26 protein-coding genes are annotated in these 23829 nt (G+C 65.8%); 15 read left to right on the top strand and 11 right to left on the bottom strand.

Going from position 1 to position 23829, the window contains the following annotated elements:
• Nucleotides 1-22: 22 nt before the first annotated feature.
• A complete protein-coding gene (locus tag AC5RVY_RS06685; RefSeq protein ID WP_493953927.1) occupies nucleotides 23-1075 on the top strand; it encodes a LacI family DNA-binding transcriptional regulator in 1053 nt (350 codons plus the stop codon).
• Nucleotides 1076-1100: 25 nt separating this feature from the next.
• Here the strand turns inward: AC5RVY_RS06685 and AC5RVY_RS06680 are convergent, their stop codons facing one another.
• A complete protein-coding gene (locus AC5RVY_RS06680; RefSeq protein WP_493953926.1) occupies nucleotides 1101-1985 on the bottom strand; it encodes a DUF8083 family protein in 885 nt (294 codons plus the stop codon).
• 34 nt (nucleotides 1986-2019) lie between these two features.
• Nucleotides 2020-2826: an exodeoxyribonuclease III gene (locus tag AC5RVY_RS06675; protein WP_493953925.1), complete on the bottom strand. Its 807-nt coding sequence runs from the start codon at nucleotides 2824-2826 to the stop codon at nucleotides 2020-2022.
• A gap of 138 nt (nucleotides 2827-2964) precedes the next feature.
• Here AC5RVY_RS06675 and AC5RVY_RS06670 point away from each other — a divergent pair, with 138 nt between their 5' ends.
• From AC5RVY_RS06670 to AC5RVY_RS06640, 7 genes are all read left to right on the top strand, one after another.
• Nucleotides 2965-4464 (top strand): CoA-acylating methylmalonate-semialdehyde dehydrogenase, encoded by a 1500-nt coding sequence (locus AC5RVY_RS06670; protein WP_493953924.1) that lies wholly within the window; start codon nucleotides 2965-2967, stop codon nucleotides 4462-4464.
• Nucleotides 4464-5555 (top strand): enoyl-CoA hydratase/isomerase family protein, encoded by a 1092-nt coding sequence (locus tag AC5RVY_RS06665; protein ID WP_493953923.1) that lies wholly within the window; start codon nucleotides 4464-4466, stop codon nucleotides 5553-5555. Before AC5RVY_RS06670 ends, AC5RVY_RS06665 begins: the two co-directional genes overlap by 1 nt.
• Complete coding sequence (gene mmsB / locus AC5RVY_RS06660; protein ID WP_493953922.1) at nucleotides 5548-6522, top strand: 3-hydroxyisobutyrate dehydrogenase; 975 nt, start codon at nucleotides 5548-5550, stop codon at nucleotides 6520-6522. The genes AC5RVY_RS06665 and mmsB overlap by 8 nt, the downstream gene beginning before the upstream one ends.
• On the top strand, nucleotides 6519-7295 hold the full coding sequence (locus AC5RVY_RS06655; RefSeq protein WP_493953921.1) for an enoyl-CoA hydratase: 777 nt from the start codon (nucleotides 6519-6521) through the stop codon (nucleotides 7293-7295). The genes mmsB and AC5RVY_RS06655 overlap by 4 nt, the downstream gene beginning before the upstream one ends.
• A 205-nt stretch (nucleotides 7296-7500) precedes the next feature.
• A complete protein-coding gene (locus AC5RVY_RS06650) occupies nucleotides 7501-8154 on the top strand; it encodes a DedA family protein (protein WP_493953920.1) in 654 nt (217 codons plus the stop codon).
• 92 nt (nucleotides 8155-8246) lie between these two features.
• The gene (locus tag AC5RVY_RS06645) at nucleotides 8247-9437 is read left to right on the top strand and encodes an acyl-CoA dehydrogenase family protein (protein ID WP_493953919.1); all 1191 of its coding nucleotides are present in this window, start codon (nucleotides 8247-8249) and stop codon (nucleotides 9435-9437) included.
• Between the two features lie 124 nt (nucleotides 9438-9561).
• Entirely contained in the window at nucleotides 9562-10539 is a 978-nt protein-coding gene (locus tag AC5RVY_RS06640) for an SDR family oxidoreductase (protein WP_493953918.1), read from the top strand.
• A gap of 82 nt (nucleotides 10540-10621) precedes the next feature.
• Here the strand turns inward: AC5RVY_RS06640 and AC5RVY_RS06635 are convergent, their stop codons facing one another.
• The 5 genes from AC5RVY_RS06635 to AC5RVY_RS06615 all read right to left on the bottom strand — a co-directional run bounded on the left by AC5RVY_RS06635 (nucleotide 10622) and on the right by AC5RVY_RS06615 (nucleotide 14260).
• Entirely contained in the window at nucleotides 10622-11395 is a 774-nt protein-coding gene (locus AC5RVY_RS06635; protein WP_493953917.1) for a MerR family transcriptional regulator, read from the bottom strand.
• A 33-nt stretch (nucleotides 11396-11428) separates the two neighbouring features.
• Nucleotides 11429-11797, bottom strand: coding sequence for a hypothetical protein (locus AC5RVY_RS06630; protein WP_493953916.1), 369 nt, complete (start codon nucleotides 11795-11797; stop codon nucleotides 11429-11431).
• A gap of 242 nt (nucleotides 11798-12039) precedes the next feature.
• On the bottom strand, nucleotides 12040-12243 hold the full coding sequence (locus AC5RVY_RS06625) for a cold-shock protein (protein WP_013599688.1): 204 nt from the start codon (nucleotides 12241-12243) through the stop codon (nucleotides 12040-12042).
• Between the two features lie 131 nt (nucleotides 12244-12374).
• Entirely contained in the window at nucleotides 12375-13001 is a 627-nt protein-coding gene (locus tag AC5RVY_RS06620; protein ID WP_493953915.1) for a response regulator, read from the bottom strand.
• On the bottom strand, nucleotides 12998-14260 hold the full coding sequence (locus AC5RVY_RS06615) for a sensor histidine kinase (protein ID WP_493954264.1): 1263 nt from the start codon (nucleotides 14258-14260) through the stop codon (nucleotides 12998-13000). Before AC5RVY_RS06615 ends, AC5RVY_RS06620 begins: the two co-directional genes overlap by 4 nt.
• Nucleotides 14261-14469: 209 nt before the next feature.
• On the opposite strand from AC5RVY_RS06615, the gene AC5RVY_RS06610 reads away from it, so the two are divergent.
• A complete protein-coding gene (locus tag AC5RVY_RS06610; RefSeq protein WP_493953914.1) occupies nucleotides 14470-15036 on the top strand; it encodes a GlcG/HbpS family heme-binding protein in 567 nt (188 codons plus the stop codon).
• Between the two features lie 27 nt (nucleotides 15037-15063).
• Nucleotides 15064-15771 carry an ankyrin repeat domain-containing protein gene (locus AC5RVY_RS06605; protein ID WP_493953913.1) on the top strand — a complete coding sequence of 236 codons (708 nt, stop codon included), beginning with the start codon at nucleotides 15064-15066 and terminating at the stop codon, nucleotides 15769-15771.
• Nucleotides 15772-15862: 91 nt separating this feature from the next.
• On the opposite strand, the gene AC5RVY_RS06600 is transcribed toward AC5RVY_RS06605, so the two are convergent.
• Genes AC5RVY_RS06600 through AC5RVY_RS06590 form a run of 3 tightly spaced genes read right to left on the bottom strand, consistent with a single transcriptional unit; the run spans nucleotide 15863 to nucleotide 18495 of the window.
• A complete protein-coding gene (locus tag AC5RVY_RS06600) occupies nucleotides 15863-17047 on the bottom strand; it encodes an acetyl-CoA acetyltransferase (RefSeq protein WP_493953912.1) in 1185 nt (394 codons plus the stop codon).
• The gene (locus AC5RVY_RS06595) at nucleotides 17044-17733 is read right to left on the bottom strand and encodes a CoA transferase subunit B (RefSeq protein WP_493953911.1); all 690 of its coding nucleotides are present in this window, start codon (nucleotides 17731-17733) and stop codon (nucleotides 17044-17046) included. Before AC5RVY_RS06595 ends, AC5RVY_RS06600 begins: the two co-directional genes overlap by 4 nt.
• Before the next feature lie 30 nt (nucleotides 17734-17763).
• Nucleotides 17764-18495: a CoA transferase subunit A gene (locus AC5RVY_RS06590; protein ID WP_493953910.1), complete on the bottom strand. Its 732-nt coding sequence runs from the start codon at nucleotides 18493-18495 to the stop codon at nucleotides 17764-17766.
• Between the two features lie 181 nt (nucleotides 18496-18676).
• Between AC5RVY_RS06590 and AC5RVY_RS06585 the strand changes: the two genes are divergently transcribed.
• Nucleotides 18677-19471, top strand: coding sequence for an IclR family transcriptional regulator (locus AC5RVY_RS06585; RefSeq protein ID WP_493953909.1), 795 nt, complete (start codon nucleotides 18677-18679; stop codon nucleotides 19469-19471).
• Nucleotides 19472-19581: 110 nt separating this feature from the next.
• On the opposite strand, the gene nadE is transcribed toward AC5RVY_RS06585, so the two are convergent.
• A complete protein-coding gene (gene nadE / locus AC5RVY_RS06580; RefSeq protein ID WP_493953908.1) occupies nucleotides 19582-20436 on the bottom strand; it encodes an NAD(+) synthase in 855 nt (284 codons plus the stop codon).
• A 74-nt stretch (nucleotides 20437-20510) separates the two neighbouring features.
• Between nadE and pyrE the strand changes: the two genes are divergently transcribed.
• From pyrE to AC5RVY_RS06560, 4 genes are all read left to right on the top strand, one after another.
• Nucleotides 20511-21095 (top strand): orotate phosphoribosyltransferase, encoded by a 585-nt coding sequence (gene pyrE, locus AC5RVY_RS06575; RefSeq protein ID WP_493953907.1) that lies wholly within the window; start codon nucleotides 20511-20513, stop codon nucleotides 21093-21095.
• A 114-nt stretch (nucleotides 21096-21209) separates the two neighbouring features.
• Nucleotides 21210-21977, top strand: a complete 768-nt coding sequence (locus AC5RVY_RS06570) for a GAF and ANTAR domain-containing protein (protein ID WP_493953906.1) — start codon at nucleotides 21210-21212, stop codon at nucleotides 21975-21977.
• A gap of 85 nt (nucleotides 21978-22062) precedes the next feature.
• Nucleotides 22063-22707 carry a hypothetical protein gene (locus tag AC5RVY_RS06565; RefSeq protein WP_493953905.1) on the top strand — a complete coding sequence of 215 codons (645 nt, stop codon included), beginning with the start codon at nucleotides 22063-22065 and terminating at the stop codon, nucleotides 22705-22707.
• An 81-nt stretch (nucleotides 22708-22788) separates the two neighbouring features.
• Nucleotides 22789-23829: an alpha/beta fold hydrolase gene (locus AC5RVY_RS06560; protein ID WP_493953904.1), complete on the top strand. Its 1041-nt coding sequence runs from the start codon at nucleotides 22789-22791 to the stop codon at nucleotides 23827-23829.

Raw genomic sequence — 23829 nt, 5'->3', positions numbered from 1 at the left:
CAGGAAGTATTGAGGGGGCACCGTGGCTCGCACAAGTGAAAGGTCCCAACGGGGCGGTCACAGCGGTGTCAGCATCGAAGACGTGGCAGCGGCGGCGGGAGTCTCAACTGCCACAGTTTCCCGGGCCGTCCGGGGCTTGCCCCGGGTATCGCCGGCCACCCGGGAAAAGATCCTGGCGGTAGCCGGAAACCTGGGCTACGTAGCCTCCAGCTCCGCCTCCGGTTTGGCAACGGGAAGAACCAGGACCATCGGTGTGCTCGCCCCGTTCGTCAGCCGCTGGTTCTTCTCCAAAGCCATCGAAGGCGCAGACCGGGAACTCCACGCCCGGAACTACAATCTTTCGCTGTTCAACCTGGGCGGCCACGGCAGCAACCGGGAACGGCTCTTCAGCAAGACCATGGTCTACAAGCAGATCGACGCCCTGCTGGTCCTGTGTATGGCGCTGTCCCACGAGGAACTCGACCACCTCCAGAAGATCGACATCCCACTGGTAGTGGTGGGCGGCCACGTGGAAGAGTGCGCCTACATCGGCATCGACGACTACGCCGCGGCCTCCACCGCCGTCCGGCACCTGATCGACCTTGGCCACCGCAACATAGCGCTGGTGCATGGCGACGACGAAACGGACCTGAACTTCGATGTTCCCCGCGTCCGGATCCTGGCTTTCAAAGACGTTATGACGGCCGCCGGGCTCCACACCCGCCCCGAATGGGACGAATGGGGGGATTTTACGGTCCGCAGCGGACAGGAGGCCTTCCGCAGACTCTGGGGCAAGCCGGGCGAAAAGCCCACGGCCGTGTTCTGTGCCTCGGACGAGATGGCCATGGGTGTCATCTTTGAAGCGTTGCGCCTGGGCGTCCGCGTGCCTGAGGAACTTTCCGTGGTGGGCATCGACAACCACGATTTCGCTGATGCGATGGGCCTGACCACGGTGGGCCAGCGGCCCGACGAGCAGGCGGAGATGGCCACCAAGATGCTCCTTGACGAGCTGGACGGGGAGACCGGAGCGGTGCATTCCGCCGTCGCGCCCCACGAACTGATTGTCAGAAGGACGACGGCGCCGCCCCGGGCCTAGCGCTCAGGTCCAGTGTCCCGCAGCTTCAGGATGCGCGGGCCAGTTGCCGGATGGGGATCCAGCGGGAGGCCAGGCGGCGGTAGGCCGCCGCAGCCCCGGTCATATCTCCCTCTGCCAGGCATTCGATGCCAAGGCGGATGTCCATCGGCGAATCGTCCGGGTACACCTTGTCCGCCACCGCCCCGTAATCCAGTTCCACCATCGACTCCACGTGGAACGTTTCCAGCCATTCCGTGAGCTGGGCCAGGTCATCGAGCATGTCCAGGTCCGGGGCCGCAAGCGCCAGGTTGGCCACAGCATACCGGGCCCGCTCCAGGGCTTCGGTGATGGGGGTCCACACCCGCACTGTGAGAATCCGGCCCGCGGCCTCCACCACGTCCTTGTGGTCCGACTCCATAAACAACGAAAACCAGCTGAAGGGGATGCCCCAGGTGGACGCGCGCGTGTGCACGCGGACAGACCCGTTGCGGGCTTTCACCTGGTCGATCCGCTCCTGGTGCTTGTCCCGTTGCTCTTCCGGGATCAGCAGCTCCGCAAGGGGGCCATGAATGCCCTCCATCAGTGCGTTGGCAGCCAGGCCGGCACGCAAAACCAGCTGGCTGGGGCAGTACAGCAGCACAGGCTCGGCGTCAGCACCGTCGTCGTCCGAACCTCCAGCCGCCGCCGGCGCGGTGGTGACGCGCACCAGGTCGGTGCGGCCGGTGGGGAAGGGGTCGCCGCCGGACCGGGTGATGCGTCCCAGCGAGGCCAGCAGTTCAGCGTTTTCGACGGCGGCACGCGAGGCGGAGCGGGCTCCTGCTGCCTTGATCGCGGCGCGCTGCTCCTCCGGGAAGGCATCCAGCGGTTCGTAGACGCGCAGGGTTGACGAGAACGGCAGGCCGGCCTGGCCCCGGTAGAGGTTGCCCGTCATCACGGTCTCCTTGAATGGGTCCAGGATTCTGCCATCAGTCAGCCAGTTCCACCAGCACGGGGGCGTGGTCCGAGGCGCCCTTGCCCTTGCGCTCCTCGCGGTCGATCGATGCGCCGGTGACGCGTGCGGCCAGGGCGGGGGAGGCCAGCACGAAGTCGATCCGCATGCCTTCCTTCTTGGGGAAGCGCAGCTGTGTGTAGTCCCAGTAGGTGTAGACGCCCGGGCCGGGGGTGTAGGGCCGCACCACATCGCTGAAACCGACGGATTCGAAGGCGTGGAACGCTGCGCGCTCGGGCGGGCTGACGTGGGTGGAGCGGTTGTTGATGAAGAGGTCGATGTCCCACACATCCTCATCAAAGGGCGCGATATTCCAGTCACCCATCAGCGCCACCTGGGCTTGGGGATCCCGGGTCACCAGTTCCTGGGCGTGCGTTTTCAAGCTTTCGAGCCACTTGAGCTTGTACGGCATGTGTTCATCGTCCAGCGAACGGCCGTTGGGAACATAGAGGCTCCAGATCCGGATGCCGGCGCACGTGGCGCCTATGGCGCGTGCCTCCTGCACCGGGTCCTTGCCGGCCTTGCCGAACGAGGGCTGGTCCAGGAAAGTGCGCTCCACGTCCTCGAGCCCCACCCGGGAGGCGATGGCTACGCCGTTCCACTGGTTGACGCCGAAGTGGGCCACCTCGTAGCCCATCCGTTCAAAGAGCTCCCAGGGAAAGTTGTCATCCTTGCACTTGGTTTCCTGGATGGCCAGCACGTCGCAGTCGCTGCGCTGAAGCCAGGCTTCCACACGGTCGGCACGGGCACGGAGCGAATTCACATTCCAGGTAGCAATCTTCACAGTTCCTAACTTACCGTGACCGCCGGAGTTGCGGACGCGGGCGGTGCAGCCGAAACGGTGCCATGGAGTTTGGTCCGACGTTGCGGGTATATTCGCAATCAGAAATGAGCCGGGTCACATGCGAAGGAGCGTCCGCTCATGCTGCGCGAACTATCCCATTACGTCGGCGGCCAACACACGTCTGGAATGTCCGGCCGTTTCGGCGACGTCTTTGATCCCTGCACGGGTACCGTCCAGTCGAGGGTACCGCTGGCAAGCCGCGACGAAGTGCACAACGCCGTTGCTGCTGCTGCGAAGGCGCAGGAGGAATGGGCAGCCATGAACCCTCAGCGCCGAGGCAGAATCCTCCTCCGGTTCGTGGACCTGGTTAATAGCGACATGGACAGGTTGGCGCGGCTGCTGTCCTCCGAACATGGCAAGACCCTGGCCGATTCCCGGGGAGATATCCAGCGGGGCCTGGAAGTGGTGGAGTTCGCTGCCGGCGCGCCGCACCTGCTCAAGGGCGAGTTTTCCACCGACGCCGGACCCGGCATAGATATCCACTCGCTGCGCCAGCCACTGGGTGTGGTGGCCGGGATTACGCCGTTCAACTTCCCCGCCATGATCCCGTTGTGGAAGTCAGGCCCGGCACTGGCTGCGGGCAACGCGTTCATCCTGAAGCCCTCCGAGCGGGACCCGTCAGTGCCGCTCCGCCTGGCGGAACTGTACTCCGAGGCGGGCGTCCCGGACGGGATCTTCAACGTGGTCAATGGGGACAAGGAAGCCGTAGACGCCCTCCTGGAGGACCCCGCGGTCAGGGCCATCGGGTTTGTGGGCTCCACCCCGATTGCCCAGTACATCTACGCCACGGCTGCTGCCCACGGAAAACGGGCGCAGTGCTTTGGCGGTGCCAAGAACCACATGGTGGTGATGCCGGACGCGGACCTGGACCAGGCCGCGGATGCGCTCATCGGCGCCGGGTACGGCTCCGCGGGTGAGCGCTGCATGGCCGTTTCCGTGGCCGTCCCGGTGGGACAGGAGACGGCGGACCGGCTGGTGGCCAGGCTCCAGGAGCGGGTCCGGTCACTCACGGTGGGCCACAGCCTGGACCAGGGCACAGACTTTGGGCCGGTGGTCACCGCCGCTGCCAAGGAACGGATCGAGGGCTGCATCCAGGCAGGGGTGGAGGCGGGCGCCACACTCCTGGCGGATGGCCGGGGCTGCACAGTGGACGGCTATGAGGACGGCTTCTGGGTGGGACCCACGCTGTTCGACCACGTGACGCCGGAGATGGCCATCTACCGGCAGGAGATCTTCGGCCCCGTCCTCAGTGTGGTGCGGGCGGCCGATTACGATGAAGCCCTCCAGCTCTGCAGCAGGAACGAGTACGGCAACGGCGTTGCCATCTTTACCCGTGACGGCGATGCAGCCCGTGATTTTGCCACCCGGGTGGACGTGGGGATGGTGGGAATCAACGTCCCCATCCCGGTGCCCTTGGCTTATTACACGTTCGGCGGCTGGAAGGCGTCAGGGTTTGGCGACCTGAACCAGCACGGGGCGGACGCCTTCCGGTTCTACACCAAGACCAAGACTGTCACTACGCGGTGGCCGTCAGGAATACGGCACGGGGCCAGCTTCGTGATGCCGGAAGGAAGTTGATGACGGACAGCGGCGCAGCCGGTACGGACACCAGCCCCGAGGTACTGTTCGAGCGCCGCGGGCAGTCGGGACTGGTGACCCTCAACCGGCCTCGCGCCGTGAACGCTCTGACCGCCGGGATGGTGCGCGCACTCCTGGACCAGCTCACGGCATGGGCGGCGGACGACGGCGTTGCCACGGTTGTGGTGCGCGGGGCCGGCGAGCGGGGACTGTGCGCGGGTGGCGACATTGTGGCCATCTACGAGGACATGCTCGCCGGCGGAGGGCAAACCGCCGACTTCTGGCAGACGGAGTACCGGCTGAACTCGCTGATCGCCCGTTACCCCAAGCCCTACGTGGCGTTGATGGACGGCCTGGTGCTGGGCGGGGGTGTGGGGATCTCCGCCCATGGCTCTGTGCGGGTGGTGACCGAGCGGACGCGGATGGGCATGCCGGAAACCACCATCGGTTTTGCTCCGGACGTGGGCGGGACCCTGCTGTTGTCCCGCTCGCCGGGGGAGGCAGGAACCCATGCGGCGCTGACGGGTGGGCACCTGGCCGCGTCCGATGCGTTACACCTCGGTCTCGCGGACCACTACGTCCCGTCCACGAACCTTGCCGACCTGGTGGCCGCACTGGAAAGCGAAACCGCGGAAGACGCCGTCGTCCGTTACAGCCAGGAGGCGCCGCCCTCAGCCCTTGCCCAGCAGCGGCAGTGGATGGACCGTTGCTACGCCTCCGACGACGCCGAGGAGATCGTCCGGCGGCTCCGGACCGTTGATGGCGAAGGTGGTGCCGAAGCTGCCCTGGCCGCCGATACCATCGAGGCAAAATCTCCCACCGCCGTGAAGGTCACGCTGGCATCGCTGCGCCGGGTTAGGGGCATGACCCTGGACGAAGCCCTGGCGCAGGAGTACCGGGTGGGACTGCGGTTCCTGGCGGCGCCCGATTTCCGCGAGGGGATCCGCGCGCAGGTGGTGGACAAGGACCGGACACCCCGCTGGCGCCCGCCAACCCTCTCCCAGGTGCTGCCGGATCAGGTGGAGCGCTTTTTCGAACCGCTGGGCAGCAGGGAACTGGACCTTGGACTAAAGGAGACGGACCATGCCTGAGGACTACACCATCGCGTTCCTGGGCCTTGGCCACATGGGCGGGCCGATGGCGGTGAACCTTGTGAAGGCCGGATACACCGTGGCCGGATTCGACGTAGTGCCCGCGGCACTTGACGCTGCCCGGGCGCACGGCGTCCCCGTGGCGGCCAGCGCCGCGGAAGCAGCCGCGGGGGCCAACGTGGTCCTGACCATGTTCCCCAGCGGCCGGCACGTGCTCGACGCTTACACGGGCGGGGACGGAGGCCCCGGCCTGCTGGCGGGGGCTTCCCCGGGAACGATGTTCCTTGACTGCTCCACCATCAACGTTGATGAAGCGCGTGAAGCAGCCAGGCTTGCCACCGACGCCGGCCAACGCTCTGTGGATGCGCCGGTTTCCGGCGGTGTGGTGGGTGCCGAGGCCGGGACACTGACGTTTATGGTGGGCGGCGATCCGGAAGACTTCGAGGTTGTCCGGCCGCTGCTGGAAGTGATGGGCAAACGGGCGGTGCACTGTGGTGCCCACGGCTCAGGCCAGGCCGCCAAAATCTGCAACAACCTGATCCTGGGCGCCTCCATGATCGCTGTCAGCGAAGCCTTTGTCCTGGGGGAGAAACTGGGCCTGAGCCACCAGGCACTTTTTGACGTGGCGTCGGCGGCGTCCGGGCAGTGCTGGGCGCTCACCACCAACTGCCCGGTCCCCGGGCCGGTCCCCACCAGTCCGGCCAACCGCGATTACCAGCCGGGTTTTGCCGGAGCCCTGATGGCCAAGGACCTCAAACTTGCCGTCAACGCACTGAACAGCACGGGAGTGGCAGCGCGGGTGGGTCCGCTCGCGGCGGAAATTTACGATACGTTTGCCGCGGAAGGCGGCGCCGGCCGGGACTTCTCCGGGATTATTACGGACATCCGGGACAAGTCGGGGAACCAGTCCGGCGGCGTGGAACGCGACGCGCACACGGCTGCGCTGGACGACGGGAGCCCGGAATGACGGAATACACAAACATCCTCGTGGAGCAGCGGGGCCGGGTAGGGCTGGTGACGCTGAACAGGCCGCAGGCCCTGAATGCCCTGAACCACTCCACCATGGAAGAACTCGTGCAGGCTGTCCGAGCCATGGACGCCGACCCGGCCGTCGGAGCGGTGGTCATCACCGGTTCCAGCAAGGCTTTCGCCGCCGGAGCCGACATCAAGGAGATGGCTGACCAGGGCTACATGGACATGTACGCTGCGGACTGGTTCCGCGGCTGGGAGGACTTCACCCGGCTCCGCATCCCCACCATTGCCGCGGTGTCCGGCTTTGCGCTGGGCGGCGGCTGCGAACTGGCCATGATGTGCGACCTCATCATCGCCGGTGACAACGCCAAATTCGGCCAGCCCGAAATAAACCTGGGCGTGCTGCCCGGCATGGGCGGGTCCCAGCGGCTCACCCGTGCCGTGGGCAAGGCAAAGGCGATGGACCTGATCCTCACCGGACGGTTCATTGGGGCGGAGGAAGCCGACCGGTGCGGGCTGGTGTCCCGCGTGGTTCCGGCCGAGGACGTGGTGGACGAGGCCGTCAAGGCCGCCGAAGTCATCGCGTCCAAGTCCAAACCGGTGGCCATGGTGGCGAAGGAGGCCGTCAACGCCGCCTTCGAAACCGGTCTGGCCCAGGGCGTCGTGTTCGAACGCCGGCTTTTCCATTCCCTCTTCGCCACCGAGGACCAAAAGGAAGGCATGGCGGCGTTCACGGAGAAACGCCAGCCCGAGTTCCGGCACCGGTGAGCGACAGCGACTGGCGCCCCATCACTACGGCTTCCAGCGCAACTTCCGGGCCGCCTGCCATAACGACGCCGCGGACGCGGTCATCCGCCACCCGGACGGACTCCACCTGCCCCGGCACCACCCTGATTCCGCGTGCCGCCCAGCCTCATACAGGTGCGTAAGGTAGACAAGGCAGGGCAGCTGTGGATACGGACGGGGAGCTTGTATGTGGGGAACAGCAGCAGACGCAGGCGGCTCAGCGGATAACCTGACCGGCCTGGTTGGCCTGGCTGCCCGCGGCATCGAGCAGTTGGGGGAATGGGGCGTGGGGCTCTTCACCCTGGCCGAAACGGTGGTGCCGCCCATTCCCAGCGAAGTGATCCTGCCGCTGGCCGGCTACCTTGCCAGGCAGGGCTCGCTGAACCTGGTCCTCGTATTCCTCACCAGCACGCTGGGCGCCTATCTGGGTGCCCTTTTCCTGTATTGGCTCGGAGCCAAGCTTGGACTGGAGCGGTCCATCCGCGGGTTGTCCAGGCTCCCACTGGTGGACCGGGAGGACTTTGAACATGCTGCCGGCTGGTTCCGCCGCCATGGGCGGTCGTCCATCTTCTTCGGCAGGCTGCTTCCCGGCGTGCGCAGCCTCATTTCCCTTCCGGCTGGGGCTGCTGCCATGCCGTTGGGCATGTTCAGCATCTACACGCTGGCCGGCAGCGGGCTGTGGAACGGGCTGCTGCTGGGGCTCGGGTACCTGCTGGGCACCCAGTACCGGCTGATCGAGCAGTACTCCCGCTTCCTGAACTACGCCGTGTATGCCGCCCTGGCCCTCACGGTCGTGCTGCTTGTGGCCCGGCAGATCAAGCGGGCAAGAGCGCCTCGCTGATCCTGCTCCGGCCCTCGCTTCTGTCCCGGACCAGTGCCCTACACTGGGACATCCAACGGTTTGGTTAGCGTTTCGGCAGAGCGAGGGGACCTATGCCCGTGCAGCCCGCAGGACATGACGGCGCACCTCCTTTTCCTGATGCCGACCTGATGTACGTCGTGGACCTCCTGGAGCCTGCCGAACGGGAGAGATACTTCGGTATCCGCAGGTTCCTCCAATCCTCGGTCCGGCAGCCCTCCATTGAGTATTGGAACCGTGAAGAGTTCCCCTTTGGGCTGCTTGCGGACATGGGTAAGCACGGCCTCGGCGCGCTCCAGCTGGACGGCAGCTCCATCCTGTTCAAGGGCCTGATGTACGTGGAGTTGGCACGGGCGGACGTATCCCTGTCGGCGCTCGCCGGCATACATAATGAGCTCATTCTCGGCATGATCAGTGAGCTGGGGTCAGAGGAGCAGAAGGCCCGGTGGCTGCCCGGCCTCAAATCCTTCCGCCACCTTGGCGCCTTTGCGCTGACGGAGCCGGATCATGGCTCGGACATTGCCGGGGGCCTGGAAACGTCTGCCAGGCGGGACGGGCACGAATGGGTCCTCAACGGTGCCAAGCGCTGGATCGGGGCTGCCACGATCGCCGATTTCGCGTTGGTCTGGGCGCGGGACGGGGCAGACGGAGAGATCAAGGGATTCATTGTGGAGTCGGACAGGCCCGGCTACACGGCCACCAAGATCTCCAACAAGATCGGCCTGCGGATCATGCAGAACGCGGACATCGCACTGGAGAACGTGAGGATCCCTGCGGCCAACCTGCTGCCCGGGGCCACGAATTTCGCCCGTACCAACCAGCTTCTGAGGGACTCCCGCGCGTGGGTGGGCTGGCAAGGCGCCGGAATCCAGCTCGCTGCCTTCGACGTCGCCCGGGCCTACGCCCTGAGCCGCCGGCAGTTCGGCAAGGAACTGGCCCGCTTCCAGCTGGTGCAGCAACAACTCGCCGACATGTTGGGTAACGCCTCCGCTTCGTTGGCGTTAATGGCGCAGCTGGCGCGGGTCCAGGAGGAGGGAAAGCTGGAGATGGTGCAGGCAGCCATGGCAAAGGCTACCGTTACACGGTTGGCCCGGTCCTCGGTGGCCATGGGCCGGTCCCTGTTGGGAGGCAACGGCATCAGCAGCGACTACGAGATGGGCAAGCTGTTCGGCGACGCCGAAATCCTCTACACCTACGAGGGCAGCTACGAGATCAACTCGCTCATTGTGGGCAGGGCTGTTACAGGTAAGTCCGCTTTCCACTGATTACCCTTGGCGGCATCCTTTTATCCTCCTGCCGTTGTCCCGTGGAATCGGCGTCGGTAGCATCAAAACACTAAGCCTGCTTAGCTTTATGCCTTGGGCGGTTCACACTGGGAAGGGATGCGGAATGCGCGTCAAGAATGCAGTTGTGGTGATCACCGGTGCATCCAGCGGGATCGGAAGAGCCACGGCCCTGCGCTTCGCCCGAAAGGGAGCCCGGCTGGTCCTGGCCGCCCGCGGAGCGGAATCCCTTGAAGAAGTGGCTGCAGAATGCAGGAAACGCGGCGCGAAGGCCATTGCCGTTCCCACTGACGTCACCGACGTTGCCCGGATGGAGGACCTGGCGGCCCGTGCAGTGAAGGAGTTCGGGCGCCTGGATGTGTGGGTCAACAATGCCGCAGTTGGAGCATTCGGCCTGCTGACCGATATTCCGCCCCAGGATTTCCAACGGGTACTTGACGTCAATATCTCCGGTTTCGTGAATGGTGCCCGGGCGGCGCTGCCGCGTCTTCGCCACCAGGGGTCGGGTGTGCTGATCAACGTCGCATCAATCGTGGCCGAAATCCCGTTGCCATACTCCGCGGCCTACTCCATCTCCAAAGCCGCCGTCCGGGCCCTGAGCGTCAGCCTGCGCTCAGAACTCGCCCGCGAAGGCGTGGCCGGGGTGGACGTGTGCACCCTCCTCCCGGCCACCATTGACACGCCCTTTTACCAAAATGCCGCCAACTACACCGGCCGCCGCCCCATGGCCATGCCTCCTGTCTACACTGCCGGACGGGTAGCCAAAGCCATAGTCAAGCTTGCCGGGCATCCGCGGAGGGAAACAGTTGCGGGAGGACTGACCGGCCGCCTTCTGGTACTGCAGCACAAGGTAACCCCTGGCGCCGTCGAAGGGACCACCGCCCGCCAAGTTGATACCCGCCAGCTGTCCCGGCGGCGGGCGGCGCCCGCAACGCCGGGGAACCTGCGCCAGGCCTCTCAGGCAGTCAGGAAGGGCTCCACTGGAGGCGGATGGCACGGACGACGGCGAACGGCGCAGCGGCGCATCGGAGCCACTGCAGCGCTCGCCGCAGCCGTGGTGGTCTTGCGGAGGCGGCTGGGCTGATCGGCGCCGGGTGACTGCGGCCGGGCTTTGCCGTGCCTGCGGTGCCGCTGGATAGCCAGCGGCACCGTCGTGGCGGGACTGGCTAGAGGTTTCTTTCGGCGTACTCACGCAGGGCGTCCCGCACGAAGCCCGCGCCCGTTTCGCCGCCGTAGTTCGCGGCGAAACGCGGATCGGCAACGTACATCTCGCCCAGGCCCACTACATAGCCCTTGATGTCCCCGCCGCTTTCCGAGGCGGGAGTGCCGGGGATGGAGGCCAGCCACTCAACGTGCCGCCGTGCCAGGTCCTGCGCTTCCGGGCTGTCCGCGCGCAGTCCCGATTCCGCGGCGGCGGTCCAGTCGCTGCCGAGCTTTTGGACGCGGGACTTCCATTCCTGTTTCTCGGCGGTTCCCATCCCACGCCACCAGGCGTCGCCTTTCGCGTACGCGTCCTTGCCCCAGCGCTCCTCCACCTCGTCCTTGTACTGGGTGTGGTCGAAGCCGTCGAACATCTTCCCGGCCATGAGCTCGCCCCCTCCTTCCATTGTTTCAATCGTGTGCTGGACAGACTGAACCTGCCGCGCCAGCCGCTCTTGCTCCTGGCGGAGCCAGTCCAGGTGGCGGCCCAGCGCCTTGACGGCGTCTGTCTCCTGGTGGAAGACCTCGGCGATGGCCGGCAGGCCCAGTCCGAGTTCCCGGAGCAGGAGGATCCGCTGCAGCTGCAGGAGTGCCGTGCCGTTGTAATAGCGGTAGCCATTGCTGCCGACACGGCTGGGCTTCAGCAGCCCAATGTCCTGGTAGTGCCGCAGTGTCCGGCTGGTTGTACCGGCCATCCGGGCAACATCCTGGATGGACCATTCCACTCCGGTTGCTTCCATGCTTCGAGCGTAGGGGTTGACGCGGCGTCAAGGTCAAGCGGGTTTTTCGGGGAACCTGCGCCGTGGAGACCGGGTGCGGGCTTGGGCAACGAGCCGCGTGAACGCAAAGATGAAGACCGCCTCGATCAGGAGCATCAGCCCCACGAGCAGCCACTGTTCCTCGGCGACAAAAACTATGCACCCCACCAGCGCCAGGATGGTTCCCAGGACCAGGGCGTAGACGGCAAACCCGACTGCGACACGGGCACTGCGCACTCCCGTGCGGAACCCAAACCCCAGTGGTTCCCCGCCGGGATGCCCCGGGACAAGGTCCGGCGCGGCAGGCGGGAGCTGGTCAAACTCCTCCCAAGGGTCCTTGCCTGCATCGTTGCCTGGAGCGTTGTCCGGCTGCTGTCCGGTCATAGCTGAATTATCCCAAACCACGGCGTGGCATGGGGAACGGTGGATGCGCCAGGACCCGCGTCAGGCGATGGAGCGATCCACAAAAAGCTGCATTAGGTGATGGAGCGCGGCGGGAAAGCTGCAGTAAGTAATGGAGCGTCGCAGGGAATGGGGCAACAAAAAACAGCGGCCTCCCCAACGGGTGTTGGGGAGGCCGCTGCCTGGCGGGATCCCTCCTGCGGTGCGGGAGGAAAGCCGAAGCCTTAGAGCGGGCGGATGTTCTCTGCCTGCGGGCCCTTGGGACCCTGGGTCACATCGAATTCAACCTTCTGGTTCTCATCGAGTGAGCGGTATCCGCTGCTGGCGATTGCGGAGTAGTGGGCGAAAACGTCAGCGGACCCGTCATCGGGGGCAATGAAGCCAAAACCCTTTTCGGCGTTGAACCATTTAACTGTGCCTGTTGCCATGGCTGCATTCCTTCGTGTGACTCTGATTCTCTCCCCGGGCCATCGGCCCGAAGTGCGCGGAGAACGTCCCCCGCAGTCCCCAACGTACGGGGCCGGGGCCCAGCTTGCAAGGGTATCGGCACTTCAAGTGGTCAGCGCATGCCCTCGCGGCGGATGGCGGTGGCAATTGCAGCGGCCCTGGTATCCACCCCGAGCTTGGCGTAAATGTGCGCGAGGTGGGTCTTGACCGTGGCTTCGGAGATAAAAAGGCGTTGTCCCAGTTCACGGTTGCTGAGGCCTTCGGTGAGAAGGCTGAGCAGCTCCGCCTCACGCGGTGTCAGGATCTCGTCAGGGTTGCGCAGCTGCTGGAAAAGGCGGGACGCCACGGGAGCGCTCATCACGCTTTTTCCTTGGACCGAGCCGCGGATCGCAGCAAAAATCTCGTCAGGGGCGGCGTCCTTGAGCAGGTATCCCATGGCGCCGGCATCCACGGCCCGGACAATATCGGCGTCGGAGTCGTAGGTGGTGAACACCAGGATGGCCTGGCCGCTGTGGCGCTCCCGGATTCTGCGGATAGCTTCGATCCCGTCCATGCCCGGGCCCATCGCCAGGTCCATGACCACCACCGAAACCGGGTCCTGGTCCAGCAGCTGCAGCGCTTCCTCGCCAGACGCTGCCTCGGCCACTACGGTGATGTCCGGTTGGGTGCTCAGCAGGGCCCGCAACCCGCTGCGCACCACCAGGTGGTCGTCCACCAGCAACACGGTGATGGCGCTCATGAAGACTCTCCCAGCCCTTCCGCTTCTGCCGGCAGGGGCAGTTGCGCTGCCACGATAGTGCCCTCACCCGGTGCGCTTTCCACCGAGAAGACGCCGCCCAACTGCTCCACCCGCTGCCGCATGGCCCGCAGGCCGTACCCTCCGGCGTCCGACGGCGGTGCTGCCGCCGACGGCTCAAAGCCGGTACCGTCGTCGTACACATCCAAGGTGACGGCATCGGGCAGGAAGCCGAGCGTCACAGTGGCCGTGGCGGCGCGCGCGTGCAGCTTGATGTTCGAGGCTGCGCTCTGGACCACCCGCAGGAGCGCATGCCGCACCTCGGCCGGGACAGGGCGCGGTTGGCCGGTGGCCAGGAGCCGGGCCTCCGGGACGTATTGCCGGGCCGCGAAAAGCAGGGCCTCCGGCAAGGGAGATGCGTCCAGTCCGGGGGAGGCAAGCTCGTGGACCAGGCTCCGCGTGTCGGACAGGTTGGCTCTCAGCTGCGCGGTGGCCCGGCCAAGGTCCGCGCGGGCGCCATCGTCGGGCCATGCCCTGCCGGCGGCTTCCAGAAGGAGGAGGCTGCTGGCCAGGCCCTGGGTCACGGTGTCGTGGATTTCCCGGGATACCCTTTCCCGTTCCGCGATGGTCCCGGCGCGGCGTTCACTGGCCGCGAGCTGTCCTTGGGCAAGTGATACCTCCGCGTGCAGGCGGCGCTGTTCCTCGGCGTCGTGCTGGATCCTGTCATACACCAAGGTCAGCATCACGCCTACGGCGAGCGGACCAAGGAGCATGGCCAGATCCGTCCCGTCGCTCAGCTTGAACAGGCCCGCGGCGGTGGCGCCTGCAGTAACGGCGGCGGCGGCGTAGGCAGCTGCTCCCGTGAGCGCGCTGCGGCAGAGGAAGAAAAGCGCAAAGGAGCACCAGGCAAAGCTGGGAGCAGCGAAAACCAGGACGGCCCAGACACCCACCAGGGCAACCATCCATGGTGCTCCCGGCCTGCCCCGCCGCGACTGGATAGCGACCGCGAGATACAGCAGGCATGCGCCTGCGGCCAGGCCCAGGACCAGGACGTTGTCCGCGGGGCTGTGCCGCATCACGTAACGGACCAGCGAGGCCACCAGGAGCACGGCGAAACCCACGTGAACCGCGGCGTCAATGCCTTTGAGGCGCGGGTGTGCCGGGACCGTGCTGTTGGAGGCCCCAGTCCCGGCGGGCCCGGCCACGCCGGCAGCGCGCGGGTCTGGGGCAGATGCTTCGTTGGCGGCGGCTCGGGCAGGCATGGAAAATCCGGTTCGGGAGGTGGGCTGGTTATCCACCATGCTATTGCCCGCGGCCATGCCCCGTCTCTCAGCCTTTTGGCTGATTCGGCTGGCCTTTTGGAGCAGGAAGCTCCAGCCAAAGGCCCGATGGCAGGCGCCCGGACTCCGGAAAGGATGGAACCGTACCCGGCACCGATACCGTCGGTGGGGCTTTGACCAAAGGAATCAGCATGAAGAAGTCGTCAAAAGTATTCGCCGCGGCAGCCGCCGGGGCGCTTGTCCTCACAGCCGCCGCAACTGTCACCGCGAACGCCGGCACCGGTCCGGCTCCCACAGCCGTCCCTGCTGCTGATGTCCAGCCCGTCCCGGAGAACGTTGTCCAGCAGAACCGTGTTTCCGTCGGCGCCTCCGCCAAGGCTGTGTCTGCCGCCCTCGCCAAGTGCCAGGCGGACAAACTTCCGTTCGTCACCGTCGCGCTGGTGGACCGGTTTGGCACCGTGCAGGCGCTCCTGCGGGGCGACAACGCCGCGGAGCACACCATTGAAGCCGCCAAGCAGAAGGCATACACCGCGGCAGCCTTTGGGACACCCACCAGCGAACTGGCCAAGCGGGTCAACGGAACCGGCCCCAGCATCGCGGACCTCCCGGGCACCCTTTTCCTGGCAGGTGGCGTCCCGCTGAAAGTGAACGGTGTTTCCGTGGCGGGAATCGGCGTCGGCGGTGCTCCCGATGGGGCCTTGGATGAAGCCTGCGCTGCCGCTGGTGCTGACGCCATCGCGTTGGCCGCCGGTCGGTAGGCTGGTGCCTTGGAGGTGGTTCCCCGCGTGAGGTGGTTTGGCGCCCTGAGCCTGGTCCTCTGTTTACCCCTGTCGATGGCTGCGTGCCAGGCGGGACCGGGGGAGGCGCAACCGGCGCCGTCTGCTCCGTCGTCGTCCGTCAGTGCGGAAGCGGACGGGGAGGTGACCGGGGCCGCAACTGACCCCTCACCTGCCCCGGCAACCGTTCCGCCGGCCCTGTCCGCGGCGGAACAGGCGCAGCTCGACCAGGAACTCATCGCCGCCGCCAAGGCCAACAACGCCGCCCTTGTCGGCGAGCTGATCGCACGCGGGGGTAACGTCAACGCCAAGGACGCGATCCAGGACTCAGCGTTCCTCTACGCCGGCGCCGAAGGGTTCAACGAGGTGCTCCGGTTGACGCTGGAAGCCGGGGCGGACGTGGCCAGCACCAACCGCTATGGCGGCACCGCCTTGATCCCTGCCAGCGAGCACGGCCACGTTGAGACGGTGGAGATCCTGATTGCCGCCGGGGTGCCTGTGAACCACGTGAACAACCTGGGCTGGACAGCCATGCAGGAAGCGATCCTGCTGAACAACGGCGGGCCGCGGCAGCAGGAAGTGGTCCGGCTCCTTCTGGCTGCAGGAGCCGACCCGGACATCCGCGACCCGGACGGAAGGACCGCCCTGCAGAACGCTGAAAGGCTGGGCTTTGCGGAGATCGCACTCTTGCTGAGGCCCGGGGCTGCACCAAAGTAGCCCGGTTTTGGATGGGGGCACGGCTACCCCTGAGGGGTTGTCGTGCCCTAAAGCCTGAAAACCGGGCTACTTCCGCGGAAGCACGGCGGCCCTAGACGGCTTCGAGGATGCTGACGTAGTTGGCGATGCCCACGCCGCCCATGTTCTGGACGGCGGCCCGGCGGGGGTTCGCCAGCTGCATGTCGCCGGCCGTCCCGGTCAGCTGCATGGCGGCGATGACGTGCTGGGACACGCCCGTGGCGCCCACCGGGTGGCCCTTGGCCTTGAGCCCGCCGGAGACGTTGACGGGGAGCTTGCCGTCCTTGTACACCCAGCCTTCCTCGATGGCACGGGCGCCCTGGCCGGGCTCCGTCAGGCCCATGGCCTCGTACATCAGCAGTTCGGCGATGGTGAAGCAGTCGTGCACTTCGGCGAAGTCGACGCCCTCCAAGCCGACACCTGCCATCGCCAGCGCGCGCTGCCAGGATACCCGCGTGGCGGCGAAGGCCACAGGATCACGGCGCGCCGCCGGGAAGAAGTCATTCGCCTGGCCGAACCCGGTGAGCCGCACCGGTGCAGTTGCGCCGCCGGTTGGGGATGTGGACAGGACGACGGCGGCAGCGCCGTCGGAGACGGGGGAGCAGTCCGTCCGGCGCAGGGGATCGGCGACCATCGGATTCTTGTCCGAGACCGTGCGGCAGAACTCCTCGCCGAGGTCCTTGCGCAGCTGGGCATAGGGGTTGTCCACGCCGTTGCGGTGGTTCTTGGCAGCGATGCTGCCCAGGACGTCGGAAACGGGTCCGTACCGCTTTTCGTAATGCTTGGCCACCTCGGCAAAGAGACCGGTGAACCCGGTGGTGGAGGCTTTCCCTGCCATGTCATAGTCGGCGCCCAGCAGTCCGGCGCCCACCACCTCGGCTCCGGCATGGGTCATTTTCTCCGCGCCGATCACCAGTACGGTCTTCGCCGTTCCGGCCAGCAGCGACTTGGTGCCCTGCTGGAATGCGGCGGAACCCGAAGCACAGGCATTCTCCACTCGGGTGGCGGGAACATATGCCAGATCCGGGGATACCTGCAGTGCCAGCGACGACGGGAACGCCAGCGGCATCATCCCGGAATTGAACTGGCCCAGGTAGATCTCGTCGATCTGGCCCGGCTCGATACCGGCGGTGCTGATCGCATCCGTGGCAACCTGGACGATCAGGGACTCCAGGGTCTCGTCGGCCAGTTTCCCGAACCGGCTGTGGCCCCAGCCGGTGATCAGGACGTCCTTGCCGAATTGGTCTTTGAGGCTCATGCCGTGGCTCCTTCGAAGGTGGCGGTTGATGTGAGGGAAGGAGCGACGACGAACTCCGCCTCCGTCTTCTCCCGGATCTCTTCCACCGTGACCCCGGGGGCAAGGCGGGTCAGCGTGAGCTGCCGCCCGCCCTCGTCCGACTTGTAAAGGTCGAAGACGGCGAGGTGGCTGACAATCCGGTCCACGCAGCTGAGGCCGGTCAGTGGCAGCGTGCATTCCCGGACGATCTTGGCAGTGCCGTCCTTGGCATTGTGCTCGGTGAGGACCACCACCCGTGGTGTTCCGGCCACCAGGTCCATGGCGCCGCCCATGCCTTTGACCATCTTTCCGGGGATGGTCCAGTTGGCGAGGTCGCCGTTGCCGGAGACCTGCATGGCTCCCAGGATGGCGACCTTGACATGGCCGCCGCGGATCATGCCGAACGAGGTGGCGGAGTCAAAGATGCTCCCGCCGGGCAGGACGGTGACGGTCTGCTTGCCGGCATTGATGAGGTCGGCGTCCTCCTCGCCCTCGTAGGGAAAGGGCCCCATGCCCAGCAGGCCGTTTTCGCTCTGCAGGACAACCCGGACGCCGTCGGGCAGGTTGTTGGCCACCAGCGTGGGAATGCCGATGCCCAGGTTCACGTAGTCGCCGTCGTTCAGTTCTTCAGCCGCGATGGCAGCCATGTCATCCCTGGTCCAGGCCATGGGAATCTCCTCTTCGTTTGGTATTCGGGGTCAGACGGTCAGCGCCTGGGCTTCTGCGGAAACAGGGCGCGGCCGGACCGTCCGCTGCTCAATGTCCTTCGCCCTGTTGCTGGCCTGGACCAGGCGCTGGACGTACACGGCCGGGGTGACGACGTGGTTTGGGTCGAGGTGGCCGGGCTCCACGATGACTTCCGCCTCTGCGATGGTCAAGGCGCCGGCCGTGGCGACCACCGGGTTGAAATTCCGGGCGGTGTAGCGGTAGATGAGGTTTCCGTCCGTGTCGGCCGTGTGGGCATGGACCAGTGCGACGTCGGCCCGGATGGCGCGCTCCTGGACGTACGTTTCGCCGTCGAACACCTCGTGTGTTTTGCCCTCGGCAACCAAGGTGCCCACACCGGTCTTGGTGTAGAAGGCCGGAATCCCGGCGCCACCGGCACGCAGCCGTTCTGCGAGAGTGCCCTGCGGCGTGAACTCAACCTCCAAGCGGCCGGCAAGGTATTGCTCCGCGAAAAGCTTGTTTTCGCCCACGTAGCTGGCAATGACTTTCCGGACCTGGCCCGCCTCGATCAGGATGCCCAGGCCTTTGCCGTCCACGCCCATGTTGTTGGAAACAACCGTTAGGTCCTTTACGCCGGAATCCCGGACGGCTTCAATGAGGTCCGCGGGGATGCCGCTCAGGCCGAAGCCGCCCACTGCAAGAGTCATCCCGTCCCGCAATGCCCCCTCGAGGGCAACACCGGCAGTTGGCTGAAGTTTGGACATGGCGCCTCCTCGTTGAGCGTCCCGCCGTTCTTGTCCACTTTATGGACCGGGGATCTGGTTATGGACACTACGGGCGGGTGGGAAGGGCTGTCAAGACGTCCAAGGAGGTCAAATGGCGCCTGTTCTACAGTGTGGACGGTACCATTAGTGGTGTCCATAATATGGACTCAAAAGGAGGAAAGTGACTAATTCGCCAGTGCCGGGAGCCCAGGTGGTCAGCCGCGTCGCAGGACTGTTACGCCTCGTGGCGCGCAGCCCGGAAGGGCTGCCGTTGTCCGTCCTGGTGGGCGGGTCCGGCCTCACCCGCCCCACCGTCCATCGGTTGTTGTCCTCTTTGGCCTCCGAAGGGTTGCTGGATCACGATCCCGGCAGCGGGAACTGGGTGCTGGGCCCGGAGATCCTCCTGATGGGGTCCGTGGCGTCGGCGAGGTTCCCGCTCGAAGATATCGCCCGGCCAAGCCTTCGGCGGCTTGCCGAGGCCACGGGGGAGAGCGCGTTCTTCTCCATCCGCCGTGGTTCCGAGACCGTATGCCTGTTGCGGGAGGAGGGGAGCTTCCCGGTGAGGTCCTTTGTGCTGCACGAGGGCGTCCGGTTCCCGCTCGGCGTGGCCTCCGCCGGCACGGCGATTCTGGCTTTCCTGCCTGAAACCGAGCAGGAGGCTTTCCTGCAGGACTGGGCAGGGCACGCCGGGGCGTTTGCGGCGCGCCATCCGGAGGAGCTGGTCCGGGCGAACCTCGAGCAAGCCAGGCTGGCAGGCTACTCCGTGAATCCCGGGCTGGTGCTGGAAGGGAGCTGGGGGATGGGCGCGGCCGTGTTCGACCAGTCCGGCCGGCCGGCGTGGGCGCTGTCACTGACCGGAATCGAACCCCGGTTCAAGGCGGAGCGGCAGGAAGAGCTGGGCAGTCTCCTCATGGCCGAGGCGCACCGCATCAGCCAGCAGCTGGGCGGAGAAGCGAAAAGCGGCCGGCCCCGCTGAGCCTCCCCGGCCTTGCCCTGGAACGACGACGGCGCCCCGCCCTCTGAAGTGCGGGGCGCCGTCGTCCTTTCCCAAAGATGGGGATTTTCAGCTGTTCGGGAGGTGCATTCCTACAGGCCGGCGCGGGGCTCTTCCGGGCCCTCGCCCTTCCACCAGGTGTCAAAGATGGTAACGGGGACCGTGCGCTTGTGCCGGGTGCGGAGGTACTTTTCCTCGATGGACTCTGCCACGGAGTCCGGGACGTCGCGGCCTTCGAGGTAATCGTCGATCTGGTCGTAGCTGAGGCCCAGCTCGTCCTCATCGGTACGGCCCGGCTTGTCATCCAGCAGGTCCGCCGTGGGCACCTTTTCCCAGATCCGCGCAGGTGCGCCAAGTTCGGCCAGCAGGGCACGGTTCTGCCGCTTGTTCAAGCCGAACAGCGGCAGGATGTCCGCACCGCCGTCACCGTACTTGGTGAAGAAGCCAGTGACCGACTCGGCGCCGTGGTCCGTGCCGATGACCAGGTAGTTGTGTTCTCCGGCAAGCGCATACTGGGCGATCATCCGGGTGCGGGCCTTGGTGTTTCCCTTGTGGAAGTCTGAAATCTCGGAGCCCACCGTCTTCTCGAACTCATCCTCGAAGCCATCCACGGCGGCCGAGATGTTGAACGTCCACTCAGTCTTCGGCCGGATAAAGTCCAGGGCCGCCTGGGCATCTTCCTCATCGTGCTGGACGCCATAAGGCAGCCGCACGGCCACAAAGTTCGCGTCCACGCCCTCGGCCTCGAGTTCCTCCACGGCCAGCTGGGCGAGTTTTCCAGCCAGGGACGAGTCCAGGCCACCGGAGATGCCCAGGACGAAGCCCCCGGTATGGGTGGCTTTGACGTATTCCTTGAGGAATGTGACGCGTTTGCGCACCTCCCCGGCGGGGTCGATCCGGGGCTGTACGCCCATTTCTTCAATGATCCTGGCCTGGAGTTCGCGCATGTGGTCCAGCCTAGCCACGGGTGTCAACAGCGCTCAAGCATCCACACCGGCCGGCCCACACTAAACTTGGCACCATGACTTCCCCCAGTGACACTGCAGTAGACACTGCAGCCGCCCGCGCCCGCCTGCTGGAACTGATCAAGGAACTCGCCGTTGTCCGCGGCAAGGTGATCCTGTCCAGCGGGGCGGAAGCCGACTACTACATCGACCTGCGCCGCATCACCCTGCACCACGAGGCCTCGAAGCTGGTGGGCCAGGTCATGCTGGCGCTGGCGGACGACGCCGGCATCGACTTTGAGTGCGCCGGCGGGCTCACCATGGGAGCCGACCCCGTGGGCACGGCTGTAATGCACGCCGCCGTTGACGCCGGCCGGAACGTTGACGCCTTTGTTGTCCGCAAGGCCCAGAAGTCCTACGGCATGGGCCGCCAGGTGGAGGGCCCTTCGGTGGAAGGCCGCAAGGTCCTGGTCCTGGAGGACACCTCCACAACGGGCGGTTCTGCCCTGGCGGCAGTGGAGGGCGTCCGGAAGGCCGGCGGCAACGTGGTGGCTGTTGCCGTCATCGTGGACCGGGACACCGGAGCCAAGGAAAAGATCGAAGCGGAGACCGGTGTGCCCTACCTGTTCGCGTTCGGCAAGGACGAACTGGGCCTTTCCTGACGATGCTCCCTCCGCTGCCCGGGACCGTCTGGCCCGGGCAGCGGTGTTGGATATGGGGTGGGGGTCCACTATTATTTGCGGTATCCCCTGATTCCCGTACGGAGAACGTGCATCATGCTCCCCCCTGAACAGCCCTTGAGCGCCACCGAGAAGGTCCAGAACCTTATCCTCGACAGTGCCGACTTCGAGGACTTTATGAACGAACTTGCCCGGTTTTCGGCGCACCAAGTGGCTGGCAGCGGCGATGACGCCCTCTGCGGCATCACCCTGCTCCGGGACCGGAAGGCCGCCACCATCGGCTGGAGCAGCGACGCGGCCCGTGAAGTGGACGAGATCCAGTATTCCCTTTCGCAGGGACCCTGCCTTACTGCTGCAGAAGAGGAACGCGAGATCCACGTTCCCGACCTGTTCGAAGAGAACCGGTGGGGACCGGACTACGCCTCCGCGGTAGCCGCGCACGGGTTGCGGTCCGTGCTGTCCCTGCCGTTCAACCTGCAGGGCGACGCGAAAGCGGCCTTGAACCTGTATTCGGACGTCCCGCGCAAGTTCGATGAAGGCGCTACCGCCAAGGCACGCGGCTTCACGCGCGAAATTTCACAGGCGCTGCGGCTGGCAGTGCGCTTCTCGCTGCACACTGACAGCGCAGCCAACCTGCGGGCAACCCTGCAATCCCGCACCATCATCGACATTGCCATAGGCATTGTGATGGCCCAGAACCGGTGCAGCCAGGAGGCTGCGGTGAATATCCTCACCGAGGCTGCCAGCAACAGCAACACCAAGCTGCGGGATATCGCCAAGTCCCTGGTGGAATCGGTGGGGGGAGCCGGAACGCGTACCCACTTCCAGGAACCCGGGCAGCTGCAGGCGGACCAGCCAGCGTAGGTTGCGGCTTGTGCGGGACTCCCGCCGGAGGTTACGCTTACCGAGGTTGAGCCGTCGGCCATAGACACCCTTTTTTGGAGTACCTATGGACCGCGTACTGAACGCCCTCGTCAACCTCGATGTCCCTGCCGACGTTGTCCGCATCGACGTCCAGGGAACCCTCAACCAGGGTTCCCGTCCTGGCCTCGTCCAGATCATCCACCGGATCCGGCGCATGGGGATCCGCTCCCACATCCGCGTTGAGCTGTCACGGGCAGCCCTGGTGGAGTCCGCCGCGCTCGCGGGTCTTCGCAATGACCTTAATGCCATTGATGCCGGCCACCTCCAGGGAGTCTTCGGCGGCGGGGTGTCCCTTGACCTTTCGCCTGCCGGGGACCCGTGGGTATCCACTCCTGACGAAGAACGGCTGTCGGTTATCGAGGGCTTTTCCGCTGAGTCCATTACAGACATGGATCCGTTTGAACCCGCAGAAGCCCTGTCCGCCTTTGACGGGGTGCCGCCACTGGACGTACCGGGCCTGGGGGCCTGGGGCGGCCGGATGCTGCAGGATTATTCGGATGAGGAACTGTTGCTGGCCAGCGACACTCTCTTCGCACTGCTGGACAACCCGGGAGCCTTCGCGGGCTCGGACCTGCTGGCACGGTACGACGACATCGGCCGGGAAATCACGCGGCGCCAGCAGGATGGTGCCAGTCCATTGCCGGCAACCGAAGGCCAGGCTGCCAGCTGAACCGTTCGGTGATCCGACGTCACTGAATGGTTACCGGCGCCGTCTTGCGGCGGCGTCTTCCGTTGTGCCTACGGTAGGGGTGTGCCGTATGAGGGGGACACTGGTTCGCAGGACAGGCAGGGGGCTTCAGGAGCCCGCCTGCTGGGGGAAGCGGCTGCCCTCAAGCAGTTTTCGCGCCGCGCCTTCCTGACCGGAGCCGGTGCCTCGGGCGTGCTCGCCGCTGACATGCTGCTCACCCGGGAGGTGCAGGCGCAGCGCCAGTCCAACAGGATCCTTGCTGTCCCGGACGATTTCGCCGACGTCTATTACCCGGATGCCAGCTGGTTCCTGTTCCCCGGCTACAAGACCAGTTGGGAAGAAGCGCAGTGGATCCTGAACTCCCTCCGTGGGGCGCTGAACAAACGCGCCAGGCTGGCCGCCGTCGGCTATTCCAACCAAGGGCTGGACATCGGTGCGCTGGCCGTTGCCCTGGTGGAGTACGTCCGCGCCCAGGAGCTCACCAAGCTGTACTTTTACGGGCACAGTTTCGGCGGGATGGTGGCTACCCAGGTGGCTGCCAGGCTCCTGGAGGTCCACGGCGTGGAGGTGGAGTTCATCGTGCTGGACTCCACCCCTTACAGCAAGCATGACGTGCTGGATCAGAGCTGGTTCGACGGCGTAGTGTTCCTTTTCGAGCATGGCGTCCGGTTCCCGTCCACGCTCCGGGGCGGATACGAACTGGGGGAGCGGGTCATCCACAAGGACGAACGGACCTGGCGCCAGATCGTCGACCAGACGCTCGAGCAGCTCTCGCCCATTGCCCCGTCCAACCTGCTCATCCAGTCGGAATCCGCGTACATCTACCATTTCGACGGTATGCAGTTCGCGGACAGACTGGGCGGCACCAAGATGGCCTACATCGGCAATCCCCGGGACCGCACCGTCCGCTACCAGACTGCAGTTGAGGCCTGGGCGGTGGCATTCAAGGCCAATATGGTCTCCAGCAACCTGCAGACCGAAGGTGCCGCCCCGGCCCATGCCAGCCCCGGCTGGAACCCCGGCGTCTACCGGCCCATCCTGCAGCAGTTGCTGGACGAAAACTTCCCGTTGCCCCGCGGCGGATCCCGGGTAACGGTCTTCTAG

This window comes from Arthrobacter sp. Ha26, from assembly GCF_059091705.1.
This window is presented reverse-complemented; position numbering and strand designations above follow the sequence as displayed.

Coding starts and splice junctions, on each gene's coding strand:
- AC5RVY_RS06680 (WP_493953926.1), bottom strand. CDS start 1,985: ATGACGGGCAACCTCTACCGGGGCCAGGCCGGCCTGCCGTTCTCGTCA.
- AC5RVY_RS06670 (WP_493953924.1), top strand. CDS start 2,965: ATGCTGCGCGAACTATCCCATTACGTCGGCGGCCAACACACGTCTGGA.
- AC5RVY_RS06665 (WP_493953923.1), top strand. CDS start 4,464: ATGACGGACAGCGGCGCAGCCGGTACGGACACCAGCCCCGAGGTACTG.
- mmsB (WP_493953922.1), top strand. CDS start 5,548: ATGCCTGAGGACTACACCATCGCGTTCCTGGGCCTTGGCCACATGGGC.
- AC5RVY_RS06655 (WP_493953921.1), top strand. CDS start 6,519: ATGACGGAATACACAAACATCCTCGTGGAGCAGCGGGGCCGGGTAGGG.
- AC5RVY_RS06650 (WP_493953920.1), top strand. CDS start 7,501: ATGTGGGGAACAGCAGCAGACGCAGGCGGCTCAGCGGATAACCTGACC.
- AC5RVY_RS06645 (WP_493953919.1), top strand. CDS start 8,247: ATGCCCGTGCAGCCCGCAGGACATGACGGCGCACCTCCTTTTCCTGAT.
- AC5RVY_RS06640 (WP_493953918.1), top strand. CDS start 9,562: ATGCGCGTCAAGAATGCAGTTGTGGTGATCACCGGTGCATCCAGCGGG.
- AC5RVY_RS06635 (WP_493953917.1), bottom strand. CDS start 11,395: ATGGAAGCAACCGGAGTGGAATGGTCCATCCAGGATGTTGCCCGGATG.
- AC5RVY_RS06630 (WP_493953916.1), bottom strand. CDS start 11,797: ATGACCGGACAGCAGCCGGACAACGCTCCAGGCAACGATGCAGGCAAG.
- AC5RVY_RS06625 (WP_013599688.1), bottom strand. CDS start 12,243: ATGGCAACAGGCACAGTTAAATGGTTCAACGCCGAAAAGGGTTTTGGC.
- AC5RVY_RS06620 (WP_493953915.1), bottom strand. CDS start 13,001: ATGAGCGCCATCACCGTGTTGCTGGTGGACGACCACCTGGTGGTGCGC.
- AC5RVY_RS06615 (WP_493954264.1), bottom strand. CDS start 14,260: ATGCCTGCCCGAGCCGCCGCCAACGAAGCATCTGCCCCAGACCCGCGC.
- AC5RVY_RS06610 (WP_493953914.1), top strand. CDS start 14,470: ATGAAGAAGTCGTCAAAAGTATTCGCCGCGGCAGCCGCCGGGGCGCTT.
- AC5RVY_RS06600 (WP_493953912.1), bottom strand. CDS start 17,047: ATGAGCCTCAAAGACCAATTCGGCAAGGACGTCCTGATCACCGGCTGG.
- AC5RVY_RS06595 (WP_493953911.1), bottom strand. CDS start 17,733: ATGGCCTGGACCAGGGATGACATGGCTGCCATCGCGGCTGAAGAACTG.
- AC5RVY_RS06590 (WP_493953910.1), bottom strand. CDS start 18,495: ATGTCCAAACTTCAGCCAACTGCCGGTGTTGCCCTCGAGGGGGCATTG.
- nadE (WP_493953908.1), bottom strand. CDS start 20,436: ATGCGCGAACTCCAGGCCAGGATCATTGAAGAAATGGGCGTACAGCCC.
- pyrE (WP_493953907.1), top strand. CDS start 20,511: ATGACTTCCCCCAGTGACACTGCAGTAGACACTGCAGCCGCCCGCGCC.
- AC5RVY_RS06570 (WP_493953906.1), top strand. CDS start 21,210: ATGCTCCCCCCTGAACAGCCCTTGAGCGCCACCGAGAAGGTCCAGAAC.
- AC5RVY_RS06565 (WP_493953905.1), top strand. CDS start 22,063: ATGGACCGCGTACTGAACGCCCTCGTCAACCTCGATGTCCCTGCCGAC.